The following is a 21,059-nucleotide window of genomic DNA, read 5'->3' on the forward strand; positions in this document are numbered from 1 at the left end:
GCGGCTGTTCGGGGCGCCCCGGGAAACAGAAAAGGGGAAGATGAATGAATCAGCGTTGGCAAACAGCGGCGCTTATGTGCCTGTTGCTCGTTGGCTGCCAAACGGGAGGAAGCGGTGACGGCGGCGCGGCCGGCTCGCCCGGGCAGCCGGCGGAACATACGGCGCCGCCCAGCGTTCATAAACGAGAGGAACTCAACCGGCCGGTTGACCCGGATTTGCAGCTTGAAGCGAAATATTGGAACGTCATCGAGGTGCGAAACGGCCAAAAGGTCATTATGAATCCGGACAACATTTTGGTGCTCGTCAATAAAGAGCAGTCGCTTCCGTCCGGTTACAAGCCGGCCGATTTGGTTGTGCCGCGCGTGCCGTTTTCGTTTGCCGACCCGAATGCAGAAAAGCGGCGTATGCGGGCCGAGGCGGCCGCCGCGCTCGAAGAAATGTTTGCCGCCGCCCGCCGCGATGGCATCGAGCTTGTCATGGTGTCCGCTTACCGGTCGTATGAGCGGCAGAAGGCGATTTTTGCGGAGGAGGTGCGGCAAAAAGGGGAGAAAAACGCCGTCCAGGCCGTCGCCCACCCGGGACAAAGCGAACACCAGACAGGGCTTGCAGTCGACATTAGCAGCCGGTCGATCGGCTGCCAGCTGACCGAGGCGTTCGGGGCGACAAAAGAAGGACAGTGGGTCGCTGCCCACGCGCACGAATACGGGTTTATCATCCGCTATCCGAAAGGGAAGGAAGCGGTGACCGGCTACAAGTATGAGCCGTGGCATCTTCGCTATGTCGGGCGGAAGGCCGCCGCCGTGATGAAAGAGCGCGGCATGACAATGGAAGAATATTTTCAAGCGGTAAAAAAAGTGTAAAGACGGGGCTGGCCCAAAAGAGCGGCAATGCTTCTATCTAGGGCAGCATGGAAAAACAGACCACCACGAAAAACCTGGTAAAACCAAGGGTTTCAGAGGTGGTCTCTTTTTTACATACTTTCGGTTCCATTTCATCAAAAAGGGGCTTTTGAGTCAGCACCCGTGTTCGTTTGTTGCAGCCCCTATGTCTCACACCAAAACACGCAGTACCCGAGCCGGTCGGCAAATTGCGCTGTCAGCTGCTGATGCTTCTGCCACATGCTTGCCATCTCCGGCGTCGTCGGGAAGACGATGACGGCCGGCGCCCCTTCGCCCGCCGCCTCCGCCGCCGTTTTGTAAAAGAAATGGCGGCAGCGGAATCCGTTTTGTTCAAGCGTTTTTTTCCATTCGCCGGGCGTCATCAGCCGCTTGAAGCCGTAGAACGCGGCGATCCGCTGCTGCTCGGCGGCGGTGAGCCGCTTATGGCATGCTTCGATGCCGATGAATGTGCCCCCTTTCTTCAGCACGCGGCAGATTTCATCAAGGGCAGCAGGCACTGAAACAAAGGCGAGCACCGATTCGGAAAGGACAAGATCAAACGTGCCGGCGGGAAACGGCAGCGATTCGACCGAAGCCTGGTGCAGGCGAACCGGAACCGCCATGGCACCGAAACGCTGCTTCGCCTTGGCGATCATTTTGGGATGGAGATCGATGGCCGTCACGTCCGCGCCGTACTGTCTAGCGATATACGCCGCTGTCTGCCCTGTGCCGCAGCCGACGTCAAGCACGGCGGTTGAGCGGTCAATATTAAGTTTACGTAAGATTTGTTTTGTCAACTCAAAACCGCCGGGGTGGGCGCCGTCAATCCCCATGTCCGCCAACCAGTCCAAATACGTCATCATGGCATTCTCTCCTTTTTCACTCAGTTGGTTTATCATATGCCAGAGAGCCGTTTTTTGTCTTTGAGCAAAAAAATTGGCTTGTCCCTATACTCATGAAAAAAAGCAATTTTGTTGCTATAGACCCAACCGCTATCAAGCTGGTACACTGATACGTGCAAGAACGAGAACGCTAGGTTGGTGAATGGAGTGGAACGGAAACAACGGGCGGAGGCTGGGGTGTTGTTAAGCCTCTTTATCTATCTTCTGCTGGCAGCCGGCAAGCTTTTGGCCGGGGCGGCAGCCGGATCGGACGGAGTGAAAGCGGACGGATGGAACAATTTGAGCGATGTGATGGCTTCCGTCGCTGTCTATATCGGCATGAAAATTGCCAAAAAACCGCGCGACCGCAATCATCCGTACGGACATTCGCGGGCGGAGAACATTTCGTCGCTGTTGGCCGCCTTTTTCATGATGTCCATCGGTATTGATGTGATTACAGACGGCGCCCGCACGCTTCTTGGCGGCGGGAGGGAGGCCGCCCCCGATTGGCTGGCGGCAGCGGTCGCCCTTGCTTCAGCAGCAGTGATGTTCATCATCTATGTCATCAATGTGCGGCTGGCGCGGCGGACGAACAGCATGGCGCTGGCGGCCGTAGCGAAAGACAACTTATCGGATGCACTCGTCAGCATTGGCGCCGCGCTTGGGATTGTCGGCGCGCATCTTGAGTGGGCATGGCTTGACCCGTTGGCGGCGCTCGTCATTGGTGTGCTCATTTGCAAGACGGCGTGGGAGGTGTTTATGGAAACGGCCCATGCGTTGACCGACGGGTTTGATGAAAGAAAGCTCGCCATTTACCGGCAAGAAATCGCTGCGGTCAGCGGGGTGCGCGATGTCGCGGATATTAAGGCGCGCATGCTCGGCGATGACGTTGTGCTCGAAGTAACCATCCGCGTCGATTCGCAGTTGACGGTAGTGAAAAGCCATGAAATTGCCGACGAGGTCGAGCGTTTAATGAAAAAACGGCATAACATCCGGGCGACGCACGTTCATGTGGAGCCGGAAGCGGTGCGCTGAGCGGAGGCCAAGCAAACGGGGGCGCGGCCGTCGCGCCCCAACCGCCTGCCGATCAAGAGGGAGGGATGGTCCTCCTTTTTTTTCGAATGCTGCCGTCCGATGGACGCTCCTGCTTTGTTAAGGCATCGTTCCATTCGGCGGACAAAAGCGGCTTTCGGCGGGCACGGGGCGGCGTTGCTGCGCCGATGTTCCGGCCGTTTTTTCGGCGGCCGGCGAGGAGTAGTTTTTCGGCAAACGGCAAACAATACGAATAAACGCATCAGTTAGAAAGGAGACTCGTGTATGGCCATCCATCCGAACCCCCGCTTGCCGCTTGGCGGAATATACGAACGGCATGCGCCGGCGGGCGGCCAGTCGTGCTGGCTTCATTTCACCGCCGCCGCCAAGCCGGATTTGGAACGGCTCCTCTCCTCGCTGTCGATTCATCCGCTCGCCCGAAAACGGCTTATAGGTGGAACAGACATTCCACTGGTCGATGAGTACGAAGGATTCCTTTTTGTATCGTTGTTTATCATCCGTCCGTCCGGCCGAACGGCAAACATTCGCCTGCTTGCCGCCGAGCGGCATATCATCAGTTATATGGATGAAGATGACCCGTTTATCGGCCATGTGAAAGAACGGCTGTTGGATCATCGCGATCAGGCGCTGTACCCTGGATATGTTCTTTACCATTTCCTGGACTTAGCCGTCGCTCGCTTTTTGCAGGTGATCGACCAAATCGCCGACCGCATTCAGGCGCTTGAGCGGCAAGTGTTTGCGACGCCGTTCGCCAATGAAATCGGGCGTGAAATTTACCGGATGAAAACCCATCTTCATGAGCTGCGGCAAGTGGCCGAAGCGCAGGAAGAGGCGATCAAAACGATCCGCCATGCCGAGCTGCCGTACATCAACGCGGAAACGAATCCATACATCGATGAGGTGGCCTCCCGTTTCACCCGCGTGCCGGCGGCGCTCGACGCGTTTAAGGAATCATTGTCCGCCATTTTCGATTTGCAACTGTCGCTCAAATCCGATCATATGAACGTCATTATGAAAACATTGACATTGGTGAGCGTCATATTTTTGCCGATGACGTTTATTGCCGGTATCTACGGCATGAATTTTTCGTTTATGCCCGAGCTGAAATGGCGGTACGGGTATCCGTTCGCCCTGCTGCTGATGGCGACCGTCGCCGTCCTCATTGCCCTGTATTTTAAGCGCAAAGGTTGGTGGGGGGAGACTGGGACGAAAGAAAAATAGGCGCCAGCTTGCAAAAATGGGCGTTGGCCCGGTCGTTTGGGCGGGCGGACGCATATGATGGTCCCATCAACGGGACCAAGGAGGTGTCCGCCATGAGCAGTTTGGTCAGCAGCGGTTATGCGCTCGTCATTGTTTTGTTCATTTTGTTGATTATTGTCGGTTGTGTATGTGTCGCCTGGTAGGAAGCCGGACGGAAAAGAAGGGGAAGACGGGTCAAACAGTGCGGCTAGTCGCCGACGATTAGTCTTCTCCTTGGTGTCTTTTTGTTCGGCGAACCGTTTACGCGAGCCCATTTGTACGCATTCAGCTGCATTTGGACGGCGCTTATCGTGTTTTCCGTTGTTCAAATCAAGCAAGCGCCAGGGCAGAAAAAATGGAAGCGAAGTTCGCTTAAAGCATAAAAGCGGTCCGAGAACGGGCCGTTTTTTTGTTTTTACGGCAAATACCTATTTTTGCCGAACCCCATAACCATTTTCCTCGTTTGTGAATAGTCTACTAGTACAAAAACAAAGGAGGTGTTGGTAAATGGGTGCAGCTTACGGCGGCGGATTCGCGTTGATCGTCGTTCTGTTCATCTTGTTGATTATTGTCGGATGCGCATGTATCGGTGGTTGGGTGTGCTAACGAACCCTACTTTCTAGCAAGGAGGTGACGAATATGACATGCGGCTTTTATGGCGGCTGGGGCGGCTATGGCTTCGGTTATCCGGGTTACGGCGGCTACGGCTACGGCTTTGTGCTGATCGTCGTTTTGTTTATTTTGCTTATTATCGTCGGGGCAACATGGTGCTAGGCGGATGATGGGCATGCGGAGGGAGACGGCCGGGCAACGGCTGTTTCCCCCGCTTTTTTTGTGAACAGGCAGGAACAACGAAAGGAAGTGGAGAAATCATAAACGATGAGAAAATGGAAAGCATATGGAGGACGGGGAAATGACACATATTGCAAAAGACATCGTCGCGACGTTTTCGATCGTCGCGTTCGATCCGGCGACCGGGGAGCTTGGCATCGCTGTTCAATCGAAATTTTTAGGCGTTGGTGCGGTTGTTCCGTGGGCGAAAGCGGGCGTCGGCGCCGTGGCGACGCAGTCATATGCCAACACGTCATACGGCCCACGCGGCCTCGAATGGATGGAACAAGGGAAAACGGCGCAAGAAACGCTTGAGTTGCTCGTTGCCGATGACAGCGAGCGCGATTTGCGCCAGGTCGGCATCGTGGATGCGAAAGGACGGGCAGCAACGTTCACCGGAAAAAATGTTACCCGTGGGCGGGCGGCATTACCGGACCGAACTATGCAGCGCAAGGCAATATTTTAGCCGGGGAGGAAACGGTGCTGGCGATGGGAAGAACATTCGAGCAGGCCAAAGGGCCGCTCGCCGAGCGATTGCTAAAGGCGCTTCAAGCTGGTCAGGCGGCGGGGGGCGACCGCCGCGGGCAACAGTCGGCTGCCTTGCTCGTTGTGAAAGAAAGGGGCGGCTATGGCGGGTACAATGACCGCTATATCGATTTGCGCGTTGACGACCACCCGAGGCCGATCGAGGAGCTCATTCGCCTGTATGAGCTGCGCCAGCTTTATTTTGAGAAACCGCGCCCCGAAAAAGTGGCTGTAATGGAAGGCGCGGTCAAGGAAGAGGCGGCTTTCCACTTGATCCGGCTCGGCTACTTGCCGAAAGAGCGCGCCGCCGACAGCGAGGCGCTTCACGAAGCGCTGAAAGCGTATATACATACAGAAAACTTTGAGGAACGCGAACTAGAAAAAGGGAAAATCGATCTTGACGTGCTCGCGTATATGAAACAGCAGCCGTCGCCGCAGGGGGAAAAATAAAAAAATAAAAACGATCACTGCATATGGTTGGTCGGGCGGATGAATGGCGTTGTATGAAAAGCGAAGGTGTCCCAAAAGGAGCGGGACACCTTTTCCTATGACTGCATATGCGCAGACAATGATTTATGCGGTGTTTCGGTTCAGGAAAAACAGCCCGTGTTTGGGCAGCGGCCGTTTAGGAGGCGAGCGGCGCACGCCCGCTGTCATGTCTGCGCCAAACGGCCCGCAGGCGAAAGCTGAGAAACAGAGCACCTGCTGCCAATCCGGCGATCAGGCCGATCCAATAGCCGAACGCTCCGGCGGCAGTCAAGAGAGCGAGCGCGCAGCCAAGCGGAAGGCCAACGCCCCAATAGGCGAGAAGAGCGGACCAAAAAACAGCGTTCACCTCTTTATAGCCCCGCAGCGCTCCTTGGATGGGAGCGGCGATGGCATCGGAAACTTGAAAGAAGATCGCATAGAGCAAAAATTTCCCCGTCAACGCCGCCACTGTCGGATCGTTTGTATACAGTCGAGCAACATCGCCGCGGAAGATGGAAAGAAACAATGCAGCGGCGGCAGCGACCGCCAAGGCGAGGGTGATGCCGATCAGGCAATATTGTTTGGCCGCTTCATAACGGTTGGCCCCAGCTTCAACGCCTACGGCGATCGTCAGCGCCATCGATAAGCTGAGCGGAATCATATACAACGAGGAAGCGAAGTTGAGGGCGCTTTGATGGGCAGCGACTGTTTCGGTGCCAAACCGGCCGACAAGCAGCGTCACCGCAGCGAAAATGCTCGTTTCAAAAAAGATGGCTGATCCGATCGGCACCCCGGTTTTCAGCAACTCTTTCCATGCGGCCCATGACGGACGGTAAAAACGGACGAGCACGCGATAGGGAGACAAACGGCGAAATTTCACCGCGGCAAAGGCAGCGGCCGCGAAGCAGTATGCGTACGTGATCGCTGTCGCATAGCCGGTGCCGATGCCGCCAAGGCGCGGAAACCCGCCATGCCCGTAAATCAACAGCCAGTTGAACAGCATATTGATCGGCAAGGCGGTGAGCGTAATCCACATCGTCACGTTCGTTTGCCCAAGTGCATCGATGAAATAGCGGAGCACAGAATAAAGAAACAGCGGGACGATCCCAAACGACAAGGCGCGTAAGTAATGAAAGGCGATATGCCGAACGTTTTCGTCCAAAGACATCTGTTTCAAGATCAACGGCACAGAAGCGGCGCCGGCCATGACAATGGCAGCAGCAAGCGCGACAGCCAAGTAGAGCGCCTGGGTGACGGCGCGGGCGATTGAGTCATGGCGTCCGGCGCCGAGATGATGCGAGACGATCGGGGACAAGGCGAGCAAAATGCCGCCGACGCCGGTCCACACCGGCACCCATAGGCTGGAGCCGATCGCGACGCCGGCAAGATCTTCGGCGCTCGCGTGGCCGGACATGGCGACATCGACAAAGTTCATGGCATATTGGCCCGTTTGCGAAACGAAAATGGGAAGAAACAAGGCGAACAGGCGCCGCCATTTGCCGTTGGGCGGAGCGGGCGTGGTCATAATCGTTCCCCCTTTTTCTATGATAAAGTGACACATTGTTCTAAATCATCAACCTCATCGTTTCCGAAGCCGGGATGGCCTCCCTCTTCGGAAGCAATTTACGACGAAAGAAACGGCGGTTGGCTGCAAAGCGGAAATTCGATCAAAAAACAAGTGCCGCGTGCATCGCTTTGCACTTTCATCGTCCCGCGATGCAGTTCGACGATTTTTTTCGATAACGACAGGCCGAGCCCAGTTCCCGTTTCCTTCGTTGAAAAAAACGGATCGAAAACATGGTCGATGACCGACGGCGGAATGCCGGGCCCATCGTCGCAGAAGCGAAGCTGGACGATATGGTTCACTTTCCGGCTGCTCACCGTGACATTCATCGTTTTGGCCACTTTGGCTTCCACAGCGTTGCGGAATAAGTTTAAAAACACTTGCAAAAGCTGGCGGCGGTCGCCGCTCATTTCGTAATCGTCCAGTTGTTCGTCGAGGTCAAAATGGACGTTCACACTGTGCAGCAACGCCTCGCTCTGCAGCAGAACGCCGACATCGTCGCGCAAAAAACGGTGCAGCCGGAACGTTTCCATCTTCACGTCCGCCGGCTTGGCGATGTTTAAAAAGTCGGTGATGATGCCGTTTGCCCGGTCAAGCTCAGGAATGAGCAGGCGTTCGACGAGCGAGGCGATCCGGTCTGGCAGCTCGGTTTTGAGCAGCTGCAAATAGCCGCGCACCGTCGTCAGCGGATTGCGGATTTCATGGGCGATGCCGGCGGCGATGCGGCCGGCGACGGCGAGCTTTTCCGTTTCTTTCATCATATTGAGCGACTGAAACATACTGATGACTCGTTTGATCGATCCGTCATCGTTGTAAATAAAACGGGTGTTGACGATGCCGTAAAATCGGTCGAGCACCTCGTGATTGTAGAGCGGCTCGCCTTTTTCAAGCGATTCGAGCGTTGCGATCAGCTCGTCAGGCAGCTTCAGCAGCTCGCGAATATGTTTGCCGATGATGGCGTCGCGCTCGACGCCCGTGTCAATGGCCGCCTGCAAATTGCAAAGCGTGATGATCCCTTTGTCGTCGACAAAAACGATATGGTGCGGCACGAGATCGAGCAGCGGCGTCAAAAAGGCTTCCACTTTTTCAAACGGTACGTCGTGATACAAGTCAATATCCCACTGCCATTTGGCTTCCTTTTCAAGGGACGGTGGAATGGTGCGAAGGTGCGGCCGGACGTCGCCGCGCTTTTTTTCGATGGCGATTCCACTTTCGTAATCGGCAAAGGTGAACGGAAACGGAAGCGTTTCGATGAGCCGCTCATAAGCGCGCAGCTTTCGTTCGAGCTCTTCGATTTGCGATTGTACGAGTCGATCGTTCATCTCTTCAAACTCCTTAGCTGCACATTTCGTTTTTCATTTTACAAAAACCGCCCTCCGTCGGCTATGGCGGACATCGCATCGATCCGACGGGAGGACGAAACGAATCGAAGCAACCGGGCGGTGCGGGCAGGAGCCGTCAATCGATGACTGCCGTTTCCACGTGGGAAAGGAACTGGCTAAGCGCCTCAAGGGACGGAAAAGCAGCTTGCCCCTGCCGCTCGTTGCCGCCCCCTTTGCCGCCAAACAGGGCGGCTTGTTCTTTCAGCCAGTTCCCTGCATGGAGCAAGGAAGACGGTGCTTTGGCGATCACGGCGCGCCAATCGGAGGTGGAGGCGAGAAGCGCGGTTTTGCCATAACGGTCGGCGATCAGACGGGCGATCATTTGCAGTTCTTTTGCCCCATATTGGTCGTAACAGCCAATCACTGCACGTCCTGATTCGGCGGCGGCCCGTTCGGCTTCGACGGCAAAGACGATTGCCTCGTATTGGCGCAGCCGTTTTTCCCATTCTTTTTTCTCTTGTTCCCATTTTGCGATCACGTCGAGCAGCTGATCGCGGCTTGTCCCGAACCGACCTGCTGCCGCCTGCACGACGCGGTGGGTTTGCTGGTAGTCGGCAAGCGCCCGGCCGCCGCAAAGAAAGGAAAGACGCGTCATGCCGCGATGGCGCTCTGCTTTCAGCAATTTGATCACGCCGATTTCGCCCGTGCGTTTCACATGGGTGCCGCAGCACGCCGACAAATCGATCCATTTCATCTCGACAACACGGACAGAACCTTGGACATCGGGACGCTTGCGAAACGGCATCCGTTCTGCTTCTTCCGGCGTCACCCAATACGTCTCGACCGGGAGATTCGCGTAAATGAGTTCGTTGGCCCGGTTTTCCACTGCCAGCATGTCTGCTTCCGTCAGCGCACCCGCCGTGATGTCGATTGTGACGACCTCGCGCCCAAGGTGAAAACCGACTGTTTCGGCGCCGAGCTGTTCAACGAGTACAGCGGATAATACATGTTGGCCGCTATGCTGTTGTGTATGATCGCGGCGCCGTTTCCTATCAAGGACGCATGAAACGGCGCCCATTCCCGGGTGGGCAGGAAGGCGGTGATACACTTCCCCGTTTTCGTCAAACACATCGAGCACCGGCAAGCCGGCGATCGTGCCGGCGTCAGACGGTTGGCCACCGCCTTCCGGGTAAAACGCTGTTTCCGCCAAGGTGACAATGTATGTTTCGCCGTCTTGGCGGACGCTTGTCACCGTTGTCGTCCACACGTCAACATCCGGCGCCGTATAGTACAACTTTTTCGTCACAACCGTTTCATCCTTTCGTCTTCCGAATGCTTTTCTTTCATATTAGCAAATTCCTTCGCGTTTGCCTATCGCCGATCTTTTTGGCCGCTTTTTCCCGTTGGCAATTGGCCAAATCTATAGAACAATGTTCTAAATAAACAATATTCACAAAAGAAAAAGAACAGACCGTAGACAGCTCTTCCTCTAGAAACACTCTGATGTTTTGGGACAAGTCCAACGTTCAAACGGTTTGACAAAGGAAGCGGGTTGCAGCGATGTTTGTTGAACATGATTTTATGCAACAAAACTATATGCTAAAAATAATCCAAAACCAACTAAAGAAAAGTAACATTTGTCGGTGATGGAATGTTTTGTATATAATAAAGCGGGGTGAACAAGAACCGGTCGCCCGATCGGAAAGGGTGGTTTGATGATGTTGACGTTAACAGACATTGAACAAGCGCGAGCGAAAATGAAAGGCATCGTCCACCAAACGCCGCTTGAGCATTCGCAGACGTTCAGCCGGCTGTCCGGCAATGAGGTGTATATGAAACTGGAAAATTTGCAAAAAACAGGTTCGTTTAAGGTGAGAGGCTCATTCAATAAAATTATGTCGCTCACGGAAGAAGAAAGGGCGCGCGGCGTCATCGCCGCCTCGGCCGGCAACCACGCCCAAGGGGTCGCCTACGCAAGCGGCATGCTCGGCATTCCTTGCACGATTGTCATGCCGAAAGGGGCGCCGCTCAGCAAAATTGAAGCGACGAAAAGCTACGGGGCGGAAGTCGTGCTGTACGGCGATGTGTTTGACGAGTCTTTGGAATATGCATTAGAGTTGCAACGTGAACGGGGGATGACATTTGTTCATCCGTTTGACGACTTGGCGGTGATGGCCGGCCAAGGGACGATCGGCTTAGAGCTGATCGAGCAGCTTCCCGACGTCGATGTCGTTCTTTGTCCGGTCGGCGGCGGCGGGTTGCTTGCGGGGGTGGCGCTTACGTTAAAACAGCTGAAGCCGTCGGTTGAAGTGTACGGCGTTGAGTCATCGGCTTGCCCCGGCATGACGGCGGCCATACGCCATAAACAGCCCGTCTCCATTGCCGCATCGAATACGATCGCCGATGGGATTGCCGTGAAAAAGCCGGGCAATATTACGTACCAATACATTGAGCAATACGTCGATGGCGTTGTATGCGTGAAAGAGGCGGAAATTTCGCGGACGATGCTGTATGTGCTCGAGCGGAACAAGCTGTTAATCGAAGGGGCGGCAGCTTGTCCGTTGGCGGCATTGTTGTATCAAAAGCTGCCGTTTCGCGGCAAAAAAATCGCCGCCATTTTAAGCGGCGGCAACGTCGATGTGACGCTCATTTCCCGCATCATCGAGCGGGGGCTCGTCGAAGCCGGACGATTTGTGACGTTTACAACGGTCATCTCCGACAAGCCGGGCCAGTTGAACAAGCTGCTGCGCATTATTGCGGAGCTTGAGGCAAACGTGATGTCGATTCATCATCAGCGCATCGGCGCCAAAGTGCTGCCAGGTCAGGCGGAAATTCACTTTTCGCTCGAGACAAAAAACGAAGACCACATTCAGCAAATCTACCAAGTGTTGTTGAAAGAAGGCTACGATGTACAGTTTTACCGATGAGCGCGCGATGGGAAAACGGTTTGTGTTTCGCCACTGTCTGTTAAGCAAACAGTGGAAAAGCCGTCTTCGAAATCATGTTCACAGGGCTGCCACATGAATACGAAACCATCATTTGCCCAACATAGCGGCTGTTCTTTATGACATGCAGGACAGCCGTTTTGTTTTGTCAATGCACGCGCGGCGCATCTTGCGGCCGCGTCGCGCCGAGGCCTTCGCGGGCCATTTTCGCTTTCAAGCTTTCCAGGACATACAAACCGAACATGCCAAGCAGCTCTTCATCAGTCATCTCACCAATCAGCTTGAGCACATCGCGGCGGCTAAGTTCATCTAAAATCGACATCGCCACCGCTTCGGCATCTTCTTCATCCCCGGTCAGTCGATCTTTATAGTATTCGTACAGATCGTCAATAAACTTCATCTGCACGGCCGCCCTGCTTTTGGAGGCAGCCTTCCTCCTTTCCTCACGGTCGGCCGAAGCCGGTCGCTCCCTGATCATCCCGCCATTGGCAACGGGTATACGTTATAGTATAATGGAAAAAATATCATTCGAAAAGCGGGGGAATTCTATGATTCGCCGGTTAACGGCTGAAGACCATCAACAAGTCTATTCGTTTTTGCGGCAAGATCCGTCGTTCAATTCTCATTGTCGGCGATGATCGTCGGTGTCTGAACGGATCAGGAGCATCGAGGGAAAGGGTATGCCAGCACCATCGTGGCGAAGCTCGTTTGCGATTTGCTCGCTGAAGGGAAGATGCCGTGCTTGTTTTATGACAACCCGTCCGCCGGTCGCATCTACCACCGCCTTGGTTTTCGCGATGTTGGGCTGTGGGCGATGTATCGCTAGCAACGAGAAGCGGAAGCTCCGCCGGCTTGCTTCTGTGCAGAAGCAAGCCGGCGTTTATTGCCCGTCCGCCCCGTTTGGCGTGACGCGGCGAATGTGCTCGTCGCCGCGCTCTTGCATCGCTTTTGCCTTGTCGTTGACGAGCTGTTTTTGGTCTACGATGGAAGAAGGTGTTTGTTTTTTGTTCGCCATATGGAATCACCTCAATGGAGACGATTTTGCGCGCTGAATGAACATGTCCGCATCTTCGATCAGCCCGCAGACGCCGCATTGGACGCGGTAGCTCGGGCCGCGGTACGGGAGATGGAACGGTTCGAGCGCTTCATTTGTGTATTCATGCTCGATGTCGCCGGTGTGCGGATCGAGCTTGACCGCACGCGGATGCTGCTCAATGAGATGAAACCGCGTCCGGTTCGTTTTGCAGTTTGGGCATAGCATCGGTTCCAATCGAAGCCACCTCCATCTTTATCATTTGAAAACATGGCGGCCATTATGTATCAGCAGGCCCTGTACGACCGTGTTGGTCATGAGAAGCAATGGTTGACAATCATGGTGCAGTTCGGGTATGGTAAAGGAAAAACAAAAAATATTTCACTTTTTCAGAAAATATTGTATTATAAATGGCAAAGGGGATTTTCTATGGCTGACAAACCGCTCAGAGACCGCATTATCGATACGGCGCTTCATTTATTTGAGAAATACGGCTACCACGGCGTGACGGTCGACCGCATCGTTGCGGAAAGCGATACGTCGAAAGGCGGGTTTTACCATAATTTTAACATCTTTCCGAAAGAAGTCTTCCACTTCTAAACGAAGTGAAAGTGGGAGATGAATTTTGGTTAGGTATAGCCTAAAATTGTCTCTTTTTCCGTGAAAATCCCCACCACTTGGTGAGTGCGGTATACGCTCCTGATCCGTGAGGGTATACTGAAAATGGCCAAAAAAGGCAATAGGAAAGCAGAGGTGCCCGATTTTAGGCATCTCGTATAACCTGTCTGCCTTTTGGCTAGACTAAATAAGTTGTGGTTGGCGGAACGGCTCTTTGCGGGAGATCATGCAAAAGATGATCACCAACATCCGCCGAGCAATGGCGATGAGGGCTTTTTTCTTCCCGCACCGGGCCGCCAACGACCAAAACTTTCGGGACAAGGGATGCGTCTTGGATCGAGCTGCTGACCATGCCGCCTCGCATAACGCCGATCGGAGATGGGGATTGCCTTTTGTCGTGCGCGTGCTCTTTCGCTTTCCGGCGCTTTCATGGTTGCCGGGGGACAATCCAGTCCATGAAGCCGCCCGTTCCGGCGTTTCAAAGACGCTCATGTCGGTTCCCATCTCGGCGATGATGACGGCGGCGGTTTGTTTTTTCACTCCGGGCATGGTCATCAGCAGGTTCACTTCCTCGCGATACGGCTCGAGCAGGCGGTCGATGTGTTGGTCGACTTCTTCGATGAGCCGCTCCAATTCCTCAACGTGTTTCCACAAGAGGCGAAGGAGACGGAGCTCGTGTTCGGTCAAGGTGCCGAGCAGCGAATCGTACACCGCTTGCTTTTTCTTTTTGAGCCTTCCGCGCAGGCATTCATCCAACTCGTCCTTGTCCACGTATCCCTTCTCCAGCAGCCGGGCGAGGATGTCTTTTCCGGAAACGCCGAAGAGATCGGAGAGGACCGAGCCGAGTTTGACATTGGAAGACTCGAGCACTTTTTGAATCCGGTTTTTCTCCGAAGTCAGCTGTCCGACCCACTTTTTGCGGAGGCGGGTAAAATCCCGCAATTCGCGAATATCCGCTGGGGGGACGAAACTTTTTTCAACGAGTCCATGGCGGAGCAGCTTGGCGATCCACTCGGCGTCAGAGACATCGGTTTTTCTTCCCGGGACATTTTTGATCCGCTGCGGATTGGCCAGTGTCAAGTCGACATAGCCCTCGAGGAAGGCGAAGACCGGTTTCCAATACACGCCGGTGGATTCCATGGCGACATGGGTGACGCCATGTTCTTCGAGCCACTCAAGCAGGTCGCCAAGTCCTTTCGAGAACGTGGAGAAGGTTTGAATGTCCTTTTGAATGTGTCCATCTTCTTCCCATAGCGCGCAGGCGACGATGGTTTCGGCATGAACATCCAATCCTGCGCAGCGAGGATAGATGACATCCATGATGAAAATCCTCCTTTTCGATGATCGAGTGCGCAAACAGCGAATTCACGGGAGACATGCGGCAGTTTTCCGTTCGTCGTCACCTTTCCTCTGTCACAGGAAAGGCCGGACAATGGGTGGTGCACCCAGTGGATTCAAACACTTTTCTGTACAGGGTCCAAGCCACCATTAAGTATAACGTCCTGTTAAACTGTTTGCGCCTATTCTTCATTATGGGAAGAAAAGGGGGATTTTCATCCCTGGGTGGAGGGCAAACCATTGCCCATGGATCTTTTCTGAGCGGAAGCATGGGGTGTATCCAGTTTGAAAAAATGGATGGATGTCCCTCTTGCCAAGGGACGGCCGATCATGTATCATAATAATCACCAATCCGTTGCTGCGTTGTGCGTTGTAGAATGAAGTTTCAACCGATGGCAATCAAAAGGGAGTTCTACATTGAAGCGGGAATGTCATGCCTCAATATTCGTGATGGAGGACGGCAGGAACGCTTCTGCGAACACCCACCTGGTGGAGCGTGGTTGAGAAACTGCATTCAGCCAACGGCAACAGCGGCGCGGATTCACGAATGAGGAGTTGGCAAAAGAGTCCAACTGGATGCAAAACATCCGGTTGGACTCTTTTTCGTTGCGTATGTTTTCTCAAAAAGACATGAAACAATATAGTTGATTTTTCCTGTTTTCATGTTATAATAACCATATTTCGTACAGTAATAATTCGTATTGAAACTATTCCAACAAGAAAGATGAGGGGTAGCGTCAAAAGTTCTATGAAAACTCCACACAGATCATCCCATTGAGCATCGTGGGGCATGCGGAGGGCCGGATTCGCCCTTGACCAACACCCGCCAAAGGTGCGGAAGAGTCGTCAAGGGCGACGGGGACAAAAAAGAAGGCAATAAGAAAGCCGCCCTTGCCATGACCGAATTTTACCTTTGGCGGTGTTCGGTTGGTCAAGGGTTCGCTTCGCCGAATCCGGCAGGAGTTCTGTTCAACGGGCTCCAGAGGACAAAAAAGTCAGGCCGCCTCTTGTTGGAGAAACGCTTGTGCCATGGCGATCAGCTTCGTCCACCGGGCCGGCATATGCGGAAGATCCGCCAGTTCCGGGATGACGACCGGCACCCGGCCTTCGAGCGCGCTGTGTGGGCGCAGAAAGTTGAAATACGCCACAAACAGCGTCACAAAGGACACCGAGCCTTCTTCCGCACCAAACCCATGGGTCGGGCGGTAGTTGCCTTTAAAGGTCCGGTTGAATCGCTCGATGATCTGCTTGAGAGGGCGAAACTCTTCCGAGACCGGATCCTCATTGGTCAGCCCGATCACTTGGCGGACGTCAAATGAAATCCCGTGTTGGGCGAAGAAGTGTTGCGCCAGCAGATAAATCGGGTTGCCATCCACGACGAACGACAAGTCGTCTGGGAGGGACGCTAGCTTCCTGAGGACATCATCGATGGCCTTGATGGCCGAGAGCGTGTCCCGGTTGGGCGAGACGCGATACGACAGCACGATCTTTTTGACGGCGTCAAACATAAAGAACAGGTAATGCCAGCGCCCTTTGACGCGAATATACGTCTCGTCCCCGCAAAACGAACCGGACAGCTCATACGGGAACCGGTCGACAAAGGGCTTGATCCAAAGCGCGACGCTGTTGGCGTAGTTGAGCACCGTCTGATGGGAGATCGAGACGCCATGGATGTCCTTCATGGCGGCGGCGGTCTCCCTCGAGGACATCCCAAAGTTGACGTAGTACGTCAACACGAGCCCCAACACGTGCGGCGACGCAGCCAGCCGGGACAAATCGACCTTCGGCTTGATGAGCGACGAGGAAGCCAACGGGAGAAAGTCAAACAAGAACTCTCGAAACAAATACCGCACCTTGAAGGCTTGAGGATCCTGTTGAAACTGTTGGCGCTCCTTCTTCGTCATCCGGCGAAGGTTGGCCTGGTAAAACGGGCAAGCGTTGTTCTTGCACTTATAGATGTTGTATTCTTTGCGTTCCTTGATTTTTTCCAGCGTCTTTTTGCAGTGCGGGCAGCGAAAGACCGCTTGCTTGGTGAACCGATTTCGGTGGTTGAACCGGCACTGGCACACTTTGCATTGGTATTGCCCTTTTCCGCCGTTATTGGCGTACAGGTAAGAAGAGGGAGCCTGGCAGCGAGGGCAGGTCAACGAATCCGGAACACGGTGTTTCGCATTCGCGCGGCGCTGGATGGGCCGTAAAGGACGTCCGTGCTGGGCTTCATAGTCTGCCAACAGCTTTCGGTAATCAAGGGTTTCCGGCACATCGATGATCGGAAGGTCATCGACCTGAAGTTTCCGGTACGGCTTTTGGATGGGTTCGTCCAAGTCCTCGAGATTCAAGGATTTTCCCACGATCACACCCATCAAATACACAATGATTTGATATTGGGTCTTGATTATTTCGAGCAAATAGGCTAATAATTGAGGTAACAAAGCTTGTCACTCCTTTGTTTTGGCTGTTGGGTGTCGTTACCTCAATGATGGCCGAAAACAACGGGGGTGGCAAGCTTTTTTTCTTCCAACCGTTGAAACTCAAGGGAAAACCGTGAGTGTGGAGGATAAACTTTTGACAATACCAGATGAGGCAAGGAGGGGGGATGAATGGAAGGGATCAGCCGGGACATCATGTATGCTGTCTTCCGGACGCAAAAGGCGCTTTATCGCCTCATCCGCGAGGACGCCGCCCGCGTCGGGGTGACAGAGGTGCAGCTGATCGTCTTATATACGCTGCTGAAAAAAGAGCATATTCGTCTGAATGACTTGGCGGAAAAATTAAACTTAAGCAACAGCAATGTCAGCGGCACGGTTGACCGGCTCGTCGGCGCCGGCCTTGTTGTCCGAGAGCCGTCGAAGCAAGATCGGCGCGCGGTCATTTTGAGTTTGACGGAAAAAGGAAAAGAGACGGTGTCGGAAGCGTTTGGCGAGCAGTCGGTGCTGCGCCGGCGGCTTGGCCGCATTCAAGAACTCGTCTCTCCAGAGGAGATTGAACAGTTTTTGCATCTTCATGAAAAAATTAAAGCGATTTTACTCGGGGAGGAATAGACGTGAACGTGAAACGACTGGTTGCGCTGAACATCATTGTGCTCATTTTGCTTGTCGGCGGCGGCTTTGCCGCCTACTACTATGTGAATGAAGCAACGAACTACATTAAAACGGACAACGCCCGCATCGACGGCCAGGTCATCTCCGTCGCTGCGCCGCTGTCCGGGAAGTTAACATCCTGGCGGGGCGACACGGGAAAAACCTTCTCAGCTGGGGAAGAAATCGGCGAGGTGTTTGACGGCAAAACAACGATTCCGGTGACAGTGCCGCATCGGATGACGATCGTGCAGCAAAACGCGGTCAAAGACTCGTTTGTCGCCGCGGGGACGCCGCTTGCCCGAGGGTTTGATTTGAACGATTTGTGGGTGACGGCGAACATTGAAGAGACCGATATTGAAGACGTGAAAGTCGGGCAAGACGTCGATATTTATGTCGATGCGTATCCGGACCGCAAATTCAGCGGCAAAGTCGAAAAGATTGGCAACGCGACAGCGAATACGTTCAGCCTGCTGCCAAGTTCCAATGCGACCGGCAACTACACGAAAGTGACCCAAGTCATCCCGGTGACGATTTCCATTGACAACTACAGCGGAGCCGGACTTGTGCCGGGCATGAACGTCACCGTCCGCATCCATAAGTAGGTGATGGGACATGACAACATTTGTCATTGGTTATATTGTGTTTGCCGTTTTGGTTTTGGCGGCGGTCAACATCGCGCTGCGCCGCCGCAAACCGGCTTCAGCTGCAGGGAAGGCGGCGGATGAAGCTGCGGAAGCCAACGCTCAACCGTTAGCGGAAACGAAAGCAGAGCCGTCGACAGGAACGGATGGGCGCCCGGCCGCTCCAGCCGGGCAAGGCGGCCTCGGGGATATCGGCAGCCGCGGCAAGGTTGTGGCGACGGTCATGCTGGGCGCGTTTGTCGCCATCTTGAACCAAACGTTGATCAACGTCGCCTTGCCCCATATGATGCAAGATTTCAACGTGGAAACGTCGACGATTCAATGGCTCGTGACCGGCTATATGCTCGTCAACGGGGTGCTTATCCCGATCAGCCCGTTTTTAATCGCCAAGTTTCCAGCGAAACGGTTGTTTTTATCGGGCATGTCGTTTTTCGCCATCGGCGCGTTTGTCTGCTCGATCGCTCCGTCGTTTGCCGTCATGCTCGCAGGGCGGCTGACGCAGGCGGTCGGGGCCGGCATTATTATGCAACTGATGATGGTCATTATGTTGTCGATTTTCCCGCCGGAACGCCGCGGAGTGGCCATGGGGACGGTCGGAATCGCCATGATGTTCGCGCCGGCGATCGGGCCGACGTTATCCGGATGGCTTGTCGAACATTATACATGGCGGCTGTTGTTTTACGTCGTTTTGCCGATCGCGATTGTAGACATTGTGCTCGCCTCCGCCTGGCTGAAACATATGCCGCGTAAAGGCAATCCGGTGCTGGACGTGCAAGGGGCGGTCTACTCCACGATCGGGTTTGGCGGCGTTCTGTATGGCTTCAGCGAAGCCGGCAGCAAAGGATGGGGCGAGACGGAAGTCGTTGTGTCGCTTATCATCGGCGTCTTGTTCTTGATCATGTTCACATGGCGTTCGCTCCGCTCGGAGCATCCGGTGCTCAATTTCCGTGTGTTCCGCTACCCAGTGTTTACGTTGGCGACCGTCATCGGATCGGTCATCAATATGGCGATGTTTGCAGCCATGGTGTTGCTGCCGGTGTATTTGCAAAACTTGCGCGGCTTTACGCCACTTGATGCCGGTTTGCTGTTGCTACCGGGAGCGATTGTCATGGCGATCATGTCGCCGATTTCCGGCTGGGTGTTTGACCGCATCGGCGCGCGGGCGCTGGCGATCGTCGGCTTGATCATCACCGCGGCCACGACGTGGGAATTCAGCAAGCTGACGATGGATACACCGTACAGCCAGTTAATTTGGCTTTATATTTTCCGCATGTTCGGCATGTCGATGCTCGGAATGCCGATTATGACGGAAGGATTGAACGCCTTGCCGCGCCATTTGTACAGCCACGGCACGGCGATGTCCAATACGATCCGCCAAGTGGCCGCTTCGCTCGGAACGGCGTTCTTGGTGACGATCATGTCCAACCGGGCCAAATTCCATGCGGACATGTACCGAAATGAGATGACGGAAAACAATCCGTTTTTCATGAGCCTTGTCGGCCAGCTGAAGCAGGCGATTCCGAGCGATGAAGCGGTGGTGCAGCTGCTGTATGGGCTCGTGCAGCAGAGATCGACTGTCGAAGGGATTAACGACGCCTTTTTCGTCGCCACCTGCTTGACGGTATTGGCGTTAATGATGGCGTTTTTCTTAAAGGGAAAAAAGCATAAATCGCCATCAGCGTAAACAAAGGAAGCGGCGCAGAAGCCGCTTCTTTTTTTGTTTTATGCCATTATGGACAACAATGTTCTTGCTCCCTTTTTGCACACATATACATCATAAAGACAAGCGGATGACAAAAGAGGGGGGGAGCGCCCATGGCGCATTTCGGCTCGAAAGGATGGCTTGTGGCTGAGTTGAAAAAGGCAGGCATCGCCCGTCATCCGGTTGGACGGAAAAAAATTGAAACGTACAAGGCGGCGGAGCTGTACGGGCTGTACCGAAAATATGTGCAGAAAACGCGCTAGGCCGGATGAAAAATCCGGCTTCTTTTTTGGACAACCTAAAGGGGAAAGGAGGGAGGCGCGCCTGATGGTTGACAAGAGTGGGGACGCGCCGGAAACGATGAAGAAAAAACGGTTTACGGTAGCGGAAGGGGAAACGATCGCCGCCTGTTTAGCGCGAATGAAACAGGAAGGCTACCGCCCCATCCGCCGCATCGAGCAGCCGATTTTCCGCGAAGTGGAAACGAACGGCGAAACGATGGTTGAGCCGTGCGGGCGCATCATCGAATTTGAGGGGGTGCGCGATGAGCCGTAGCAACAGGTCGTTAGCACGGTTGCCCGCCGCCGCCAACGATTTGAGGCGTCGGCCATAGCGGCAAATGGCGAATGGGACGTTGCAGCCGGTTGTCCGGGTCGCTACAATAAAGAAGGGGAAAAATATAAAGAGAAGGAGATGACGCCATGATTCATCACACATGGGCGACCCGGCCGACGATCAAAAAAGTAAAGTGCGTTCACACGAACGCGGAAAAGTACATGGTCAGCAATGTATTGACGCCGGGCAAAGTATATGAAGTAAAAAACGAAACGGACGAGTTTTATTTTGTCATCGACAACAGCGGAAAAGTCGGCGGGTTTTACAAAGATTATTTTGAGGAAGTCAAGTGATCGCGCCAATCACCAAGAAAAAACGGATGTCCG

General features: G+C 54.2%; 22 protein-coding genes, 1 other RNA gene and 4 pseudogenes. 18 read left to right on the forward strand and 9 right to left on the reverse strand.

Annotation, left to right across the window (positions count from 1 at the left end; all coding sequences use genetic code 11):
- Nucleotides 1-44 precede the first annotated feature (44 nt).
- Nucleotides 45-860: a M15 family metallopeptidase gene (locus NSQ51_RS07800; RefSeq protein WP_033015274.1), complete on the forward strand. Its 816-nt coding sequence runs from the start codon at nucleotides 45-47 to the stop codon at nucleotides 858-860.
- Nucleotides 861-1,042: 182 nt separating this feature from the next.
- On the opposite strand, the gene NSQ51_RS07805 is transcribed toward NSQ51_RS07800, so the two are convergent.
- The gene (locus tag NSQ51_RS07805) at nucleotides 1,043-1,741 is read right to left on the reverse strand and encodes a class I SAM-dependent methyltransferase (protein WP_049626109.1); all 699 of its coding nucleotides are present in this window, start codon (nucleotides 1,739-1,741) and stop codon (nucleotides 1,043-1,045) included.
- A gap of 174 nt (nucleotides 1,742-1,915) precedes the next feature.
- Here NSQ51_RS07805 and NSQ51_RS07810 point away from each other — a divergent pair, with 174 nt between their 5' ends.
- The 7 genes and pseudogenes from NSQ51_RS07810 (at nucleotide 1,916) to NSQ51_RS07840 (ending at nucleotide 5,857) form a co-directional block, all read left to right on the forward strand.
- Nucleotides 1,916-2,794, forward strand: a complete 879-nt coding sequence (locus NSQ51_RS07810; protein ID WP_049624273.1) for a cation diffusion facilitator family transporter — start codon at nucleotides 1,916-1,918, stop codon at nucleotides 2,792-2,794.
- 282 nt (nucleotides 2,795-3,076) lie between these two features.
- Nucleotides 3,077-4,033 (forward strand): CorA family divalent cation transporter, encoded by a 957-nt coding sequence (locus tag NSQ51_RS07815; protein WP_049624275.1) that lies wholly within the window; start codon nucleotides 3,077-3,079, stop codon nucleotides 4,031-4,033.
- A gap of 92 nt (nucleotides 4,034-4,125) precedes the next feature.
- Nucleotides 4,126-4,215, forward strand: coding sequence for a YjcZ family sporulation protein (locus NSQ51_RS07820; RefSeq protein ID WP_080706518.1), 90 nt, complete (start codon nucleotides 4,126-4,128; stop codon nucleotides 4,213-4,215).
- A 48-nt stretch (nucleotides 4,216-4,263) separates the two neighbouring features.
- Nucleotides 4,264-4,434 (forward strand): annotated as a pseudogene (locus NSQ51_RS07825) (EamA family transporter RarD); the annotation flags it as partial.
- 124 nt (nucleotides 4,435-4,558) lie between these two features.
- A complete protein-coding gene (locus NSQ51_RS07830; RefSeq protein ID WP_080706517.1) occupies nucleotides 4,559-4,657 on the forward strand; it encodes a YjcZ family sporulation protein in 99 nt (32 codons plus the stop codon).
- A 33-nt stretch (nucleotides 4,658-4,690) separates the two neighbouring features.
- Nucleotides 4,691-4,825: a YjcZ family sporulation protein gene (locus tag NSQ51_RS07835; protein ID WP_080985683.1), complete on the forward strand. Its 135-nt coding sequence runs from the start codon at nucleotides 4,691-4,693 to the stop codon at nucleotides 4,823-4,825.
- Nucleotides 4,826-4,964: 139 nt separating this feature from the next.
- A pseudogene (locus NSQ51_RS07840) lies at nucleotides 4,965-5,857 on the forward strand (DUF1028 domain-containing protein).
- 175 nt (nucleotides 5,858-6,032) lie between these two features.
- On the opposite strand, the gene NSQ51_RS07845 reads toward NSQ51_RS07840, so the two are convergent.
- The 3 genes from NSQ51_RS07845 to NSQ51_RS07855 form a co-directional block, all read right to left on the reverse strand.
- The gene (locus NSQ51_RS07845; protein ID WP_121650106.1) at nucleotides 6,033-7,400 is read right to left on the reverse strand and encodes an MATE family efflux transporter; all 1,368 of its coding nucleotides are present in this window, start codon (nucleotides 7,398-7,400) and stop codon (nucleotides 6,033-6,035) included.
- 98 nt (nucleotides 7,401-7,498) lie between these two features.
- Nucleotides 7,499-8,761, reverse strand: coding sequence for an ATP-binding protein (locus NSQ51_RS07850; RefSeq protein ID WP_033012220.1), 1,263 nt, complete (start codon nucleotides 8,759-8,761; stop codon nucleotides 7,499-7,501).
- Between the two features lie 136 nt (nucleotides 8,762-8,897).
- Complete coding sequence (locus NSQ51_RS07855) at nucleotides 8,898-10,067, reverse strand: DHHA1 domain-containing protein (protein ID WP_121650107.1); 1,170 nt, start codon at nucleotides 10,065-10,067, stop codon at nucleotides 8,898-8,900.
- A gap of 412 nt (nucleotides 10,068-10,479) precedes the next feature.
- Between NSQ51_RS07855 and ilvA the strand changes: the two genes are divergently transcribed.
- Entirely contained in the window at nucleotides 10,480-11,688 is a 1,209-nt protein-coding gene (gene ilvA, locus NSQ51_RS07860) for a threonine ammonia-lyase (protein ID WP_033015242.1), read from the forward strand.
- A 166-nt stretch (nucleotides 11,689-11,854) separates the two neighbouring features.
- On the opposite strand, the gene NSQ51_RS07865 is transcribed toward ilvA, so the two are convergent.
- The gene (locus NSQ51_RS07865; protein ID WP_080706515.1) at nucleotides 11,855-12,112 is read right to left on the reverse strand and encodes a DUF6154 family protein; all 258 of its coding nucleotides are present in this window, start codon (nucleotides 12,110-12,112) and stop codon (nucleotides 11,855-11,857) included.
- Between the two features lie 216 nt (nucleotides 12,113-12,328).
- On the opposite strand from NSQ51_RS07865, the pseudogene NSQ51_RS07870 reads away from it, so the two are divergent.
- A pseudogene (locus tag NSQ51_RS07870) lies at nucleotides 12,329-12,532 on the forward strand (GNAT family N-acetyltransferase); the annotation flags it as partial.
- A 54-nt stretch (nucleotides 12,533-12,586) separates the two neighbouring features.
- Here the strand turns inward: NSQ51_RS07870 and NSQ51_RS07875 are convergent.
- Together NSQ51_RS07875 and NSQ51_RS07880 are read right to left on the reverse strand one after the other, a co-directional pair.
- On the reverse strand, nucleotides 12,587-12,721 hold the full coding sequence (locus tag NSQ51_RS07875; RefSeq protein WP_259463539.1) for a hypothetical protein: 135 nt from the start codon (nucleotides 12,719-12,721) through the stop codon (nucleotides 12,587-12,589).
- A gap of 6 nt (nucleotides 12,722-12,727) precedes the next feature.
- On the reverse strand, nucleotides 12,728-12,976 hold the full coding sequence (locus tag NSQ51_RS07880; protein WP_013145420.1) for a hypothetical protein: 249 nt from the start codon (nucleotides 12,974-12,976) through the stop codon (nucleotides 12,728-12,730).
- Between the two features lie 33 nt (nucleotides 12,977-13,009).
- Between NSQ51_RS07880 and NSQ51_RS07885 the strand changes: the two are divergent.
- A pseudogene (locus tag NSQ51_RS07885) lies at nucleotides 13,010-13,306 on the forward strand (helix-turn-helix domain-containing protein); the annotation flags it as partial.
- 234 nt (nucleotides 13,307-13,540) lie between these two features.
- On the opposite strand, the gene NSQ51_RS07890 reads toward NSQ51_RS07885, so the two are convergent.
- Nucleotides 13,541-14,677 carry an IS110-like element ISGka2 family transposase gene (locus tag NSQ51_RS07890; protein ID WP_064213609.1) on the reverse strand — a complete coding sequence of 379 codons (1,137 nt, stop codon included), beginning with the start codon at nucleotides 14,675-14,677 and terminating at the stop codon, nucleotides 13,541-13,543.
- A 370-nt stretch (nucleotides 14,678-15,047) separates the two neighbouring features.
- On the opposite strand from NSQ51_RS07890, the gene ssrS reads away from it, so the two are divergent.
- A non-coding RNA gene (gene ssrS / locus NSQ51_RS07895) (6S RNA) lies at nucleotides 15,048-15,236 on the forward strand.
- A 454-nt stretch (nucleotides 15,237-15,690) separates the two neighbouring features.
- Here the strand turns inward: ssrS and NSQ51_RS07900 are convergent.
- Complete coding sequence (locus tag NSQ51_RS07900; protein WP_047817981.1) at nucleotides 15,691-17,127, reverse strand: DDE-type integrase/transposase/recombinase; 1,437 nt, start codon at nucleotides 17,125-17,127, stop codon at nucleotides 15,691-15,693.
- Nucleotides 17,128-17,295: 168 nt separating this feature from the next.
- Here NSQ51_RS07900 and NSQ51_RS07905 point away from each other — a divergent pair, with 168 nt between their 5' ends.
- The 6 genes from NSQ51_RS07905 (at nucleotide 17,296) to NSQ51_RS07930 (ending at nucleotide 21,026) form a co-directional block, all read left to right on the forward strand.
- Complete coding sequence (locus tag NSQ51_RS07905; RefSeq protein WP_011231100.1) at nucleotides 17,296-17,736, forward strand: MarR family transcriptional regulator; 441 nt, start codon at nucleotides 17,296-17,298, stop codon at nucleotides 17,734-17,736.
- A gap of 2 nt (nucleotides 17,737-17,738) precedes the next feature.
- On the forward strand, nucleotides 17,739-18,377 hold the full coding sequence (locus tag NSQ51_RS07910; RefSeq protein ID WP_061581026.1) for an efflux RND transporter periplasmic adaptor subunit: 639 nt from the start codon (nucleotides 17,739-17,741) through the stop codon (nucleotides 18,375-18,377).
- Nucleotides 18,378-18,387: 10 nt separating this feature from the next.
- Nucleotides 18,388-20,100: a DHA2 family efflux MFS transporter permease subunit gene (locus NSQ51_RS07915; RefSeq protein WP_064213438.1), complete on the forward strand. Its 1,713-nt coding sequence runs from the start codon at nucleotides 18,388-18,390 to the stop codon at nucleotides 20,098-20,100.
- Nucleotides 20,101-20,231: 131 nt separating this feature from the next.
- A complete protein-coding gene (locus tag NSQ51_RS07920; protein ID WP_079936670.1) occupies nucleotides 20,232-20,381 on the forward strand; it encodes a DUF2639 domain-containing protein in 150 nt (49 codons plus the stop codon).
- A gap of 64 nt (nucleotides 20,382-20,445) precedes the next feature.
- Nucleotides 20,446-20,673 (forward strand): NETI motif-containing protein, encoded by a 228-nt coding sequence (locus tag NSQ51_RS07925; protein WP_121650200.1) that lies wholly within the window; start codon nucleotides 20,446-20,448, stop codon nucleotides 20,671-20,673.
- Nucleotides 20,674-20,819: 146 nt separating this feature from the next.
- Complete coding sequence (locus tag NSQ51_RS07930; protein WP_014195730.1) at nucleotides 20,820-21,026, forward strand: DUF6501 family protein; 207 nt, start codon at nucleotides 20,820-20,822, stop codon at nucleotides 21,024-21,026.
- Nucleotides 21,027-21,059 lie beyond the last annotated feature (33 nt).

It is taken from the genome of Geobacillus sp. FSL K6-0789, from assembly GCF_038593135.1.
Taxonomy (GTDB): Bacteria; Bacillota; Bacilli; order Bacillales; family Anoxybacillaceae; genus Geobacillus; species Geobacillus stearothermophilus.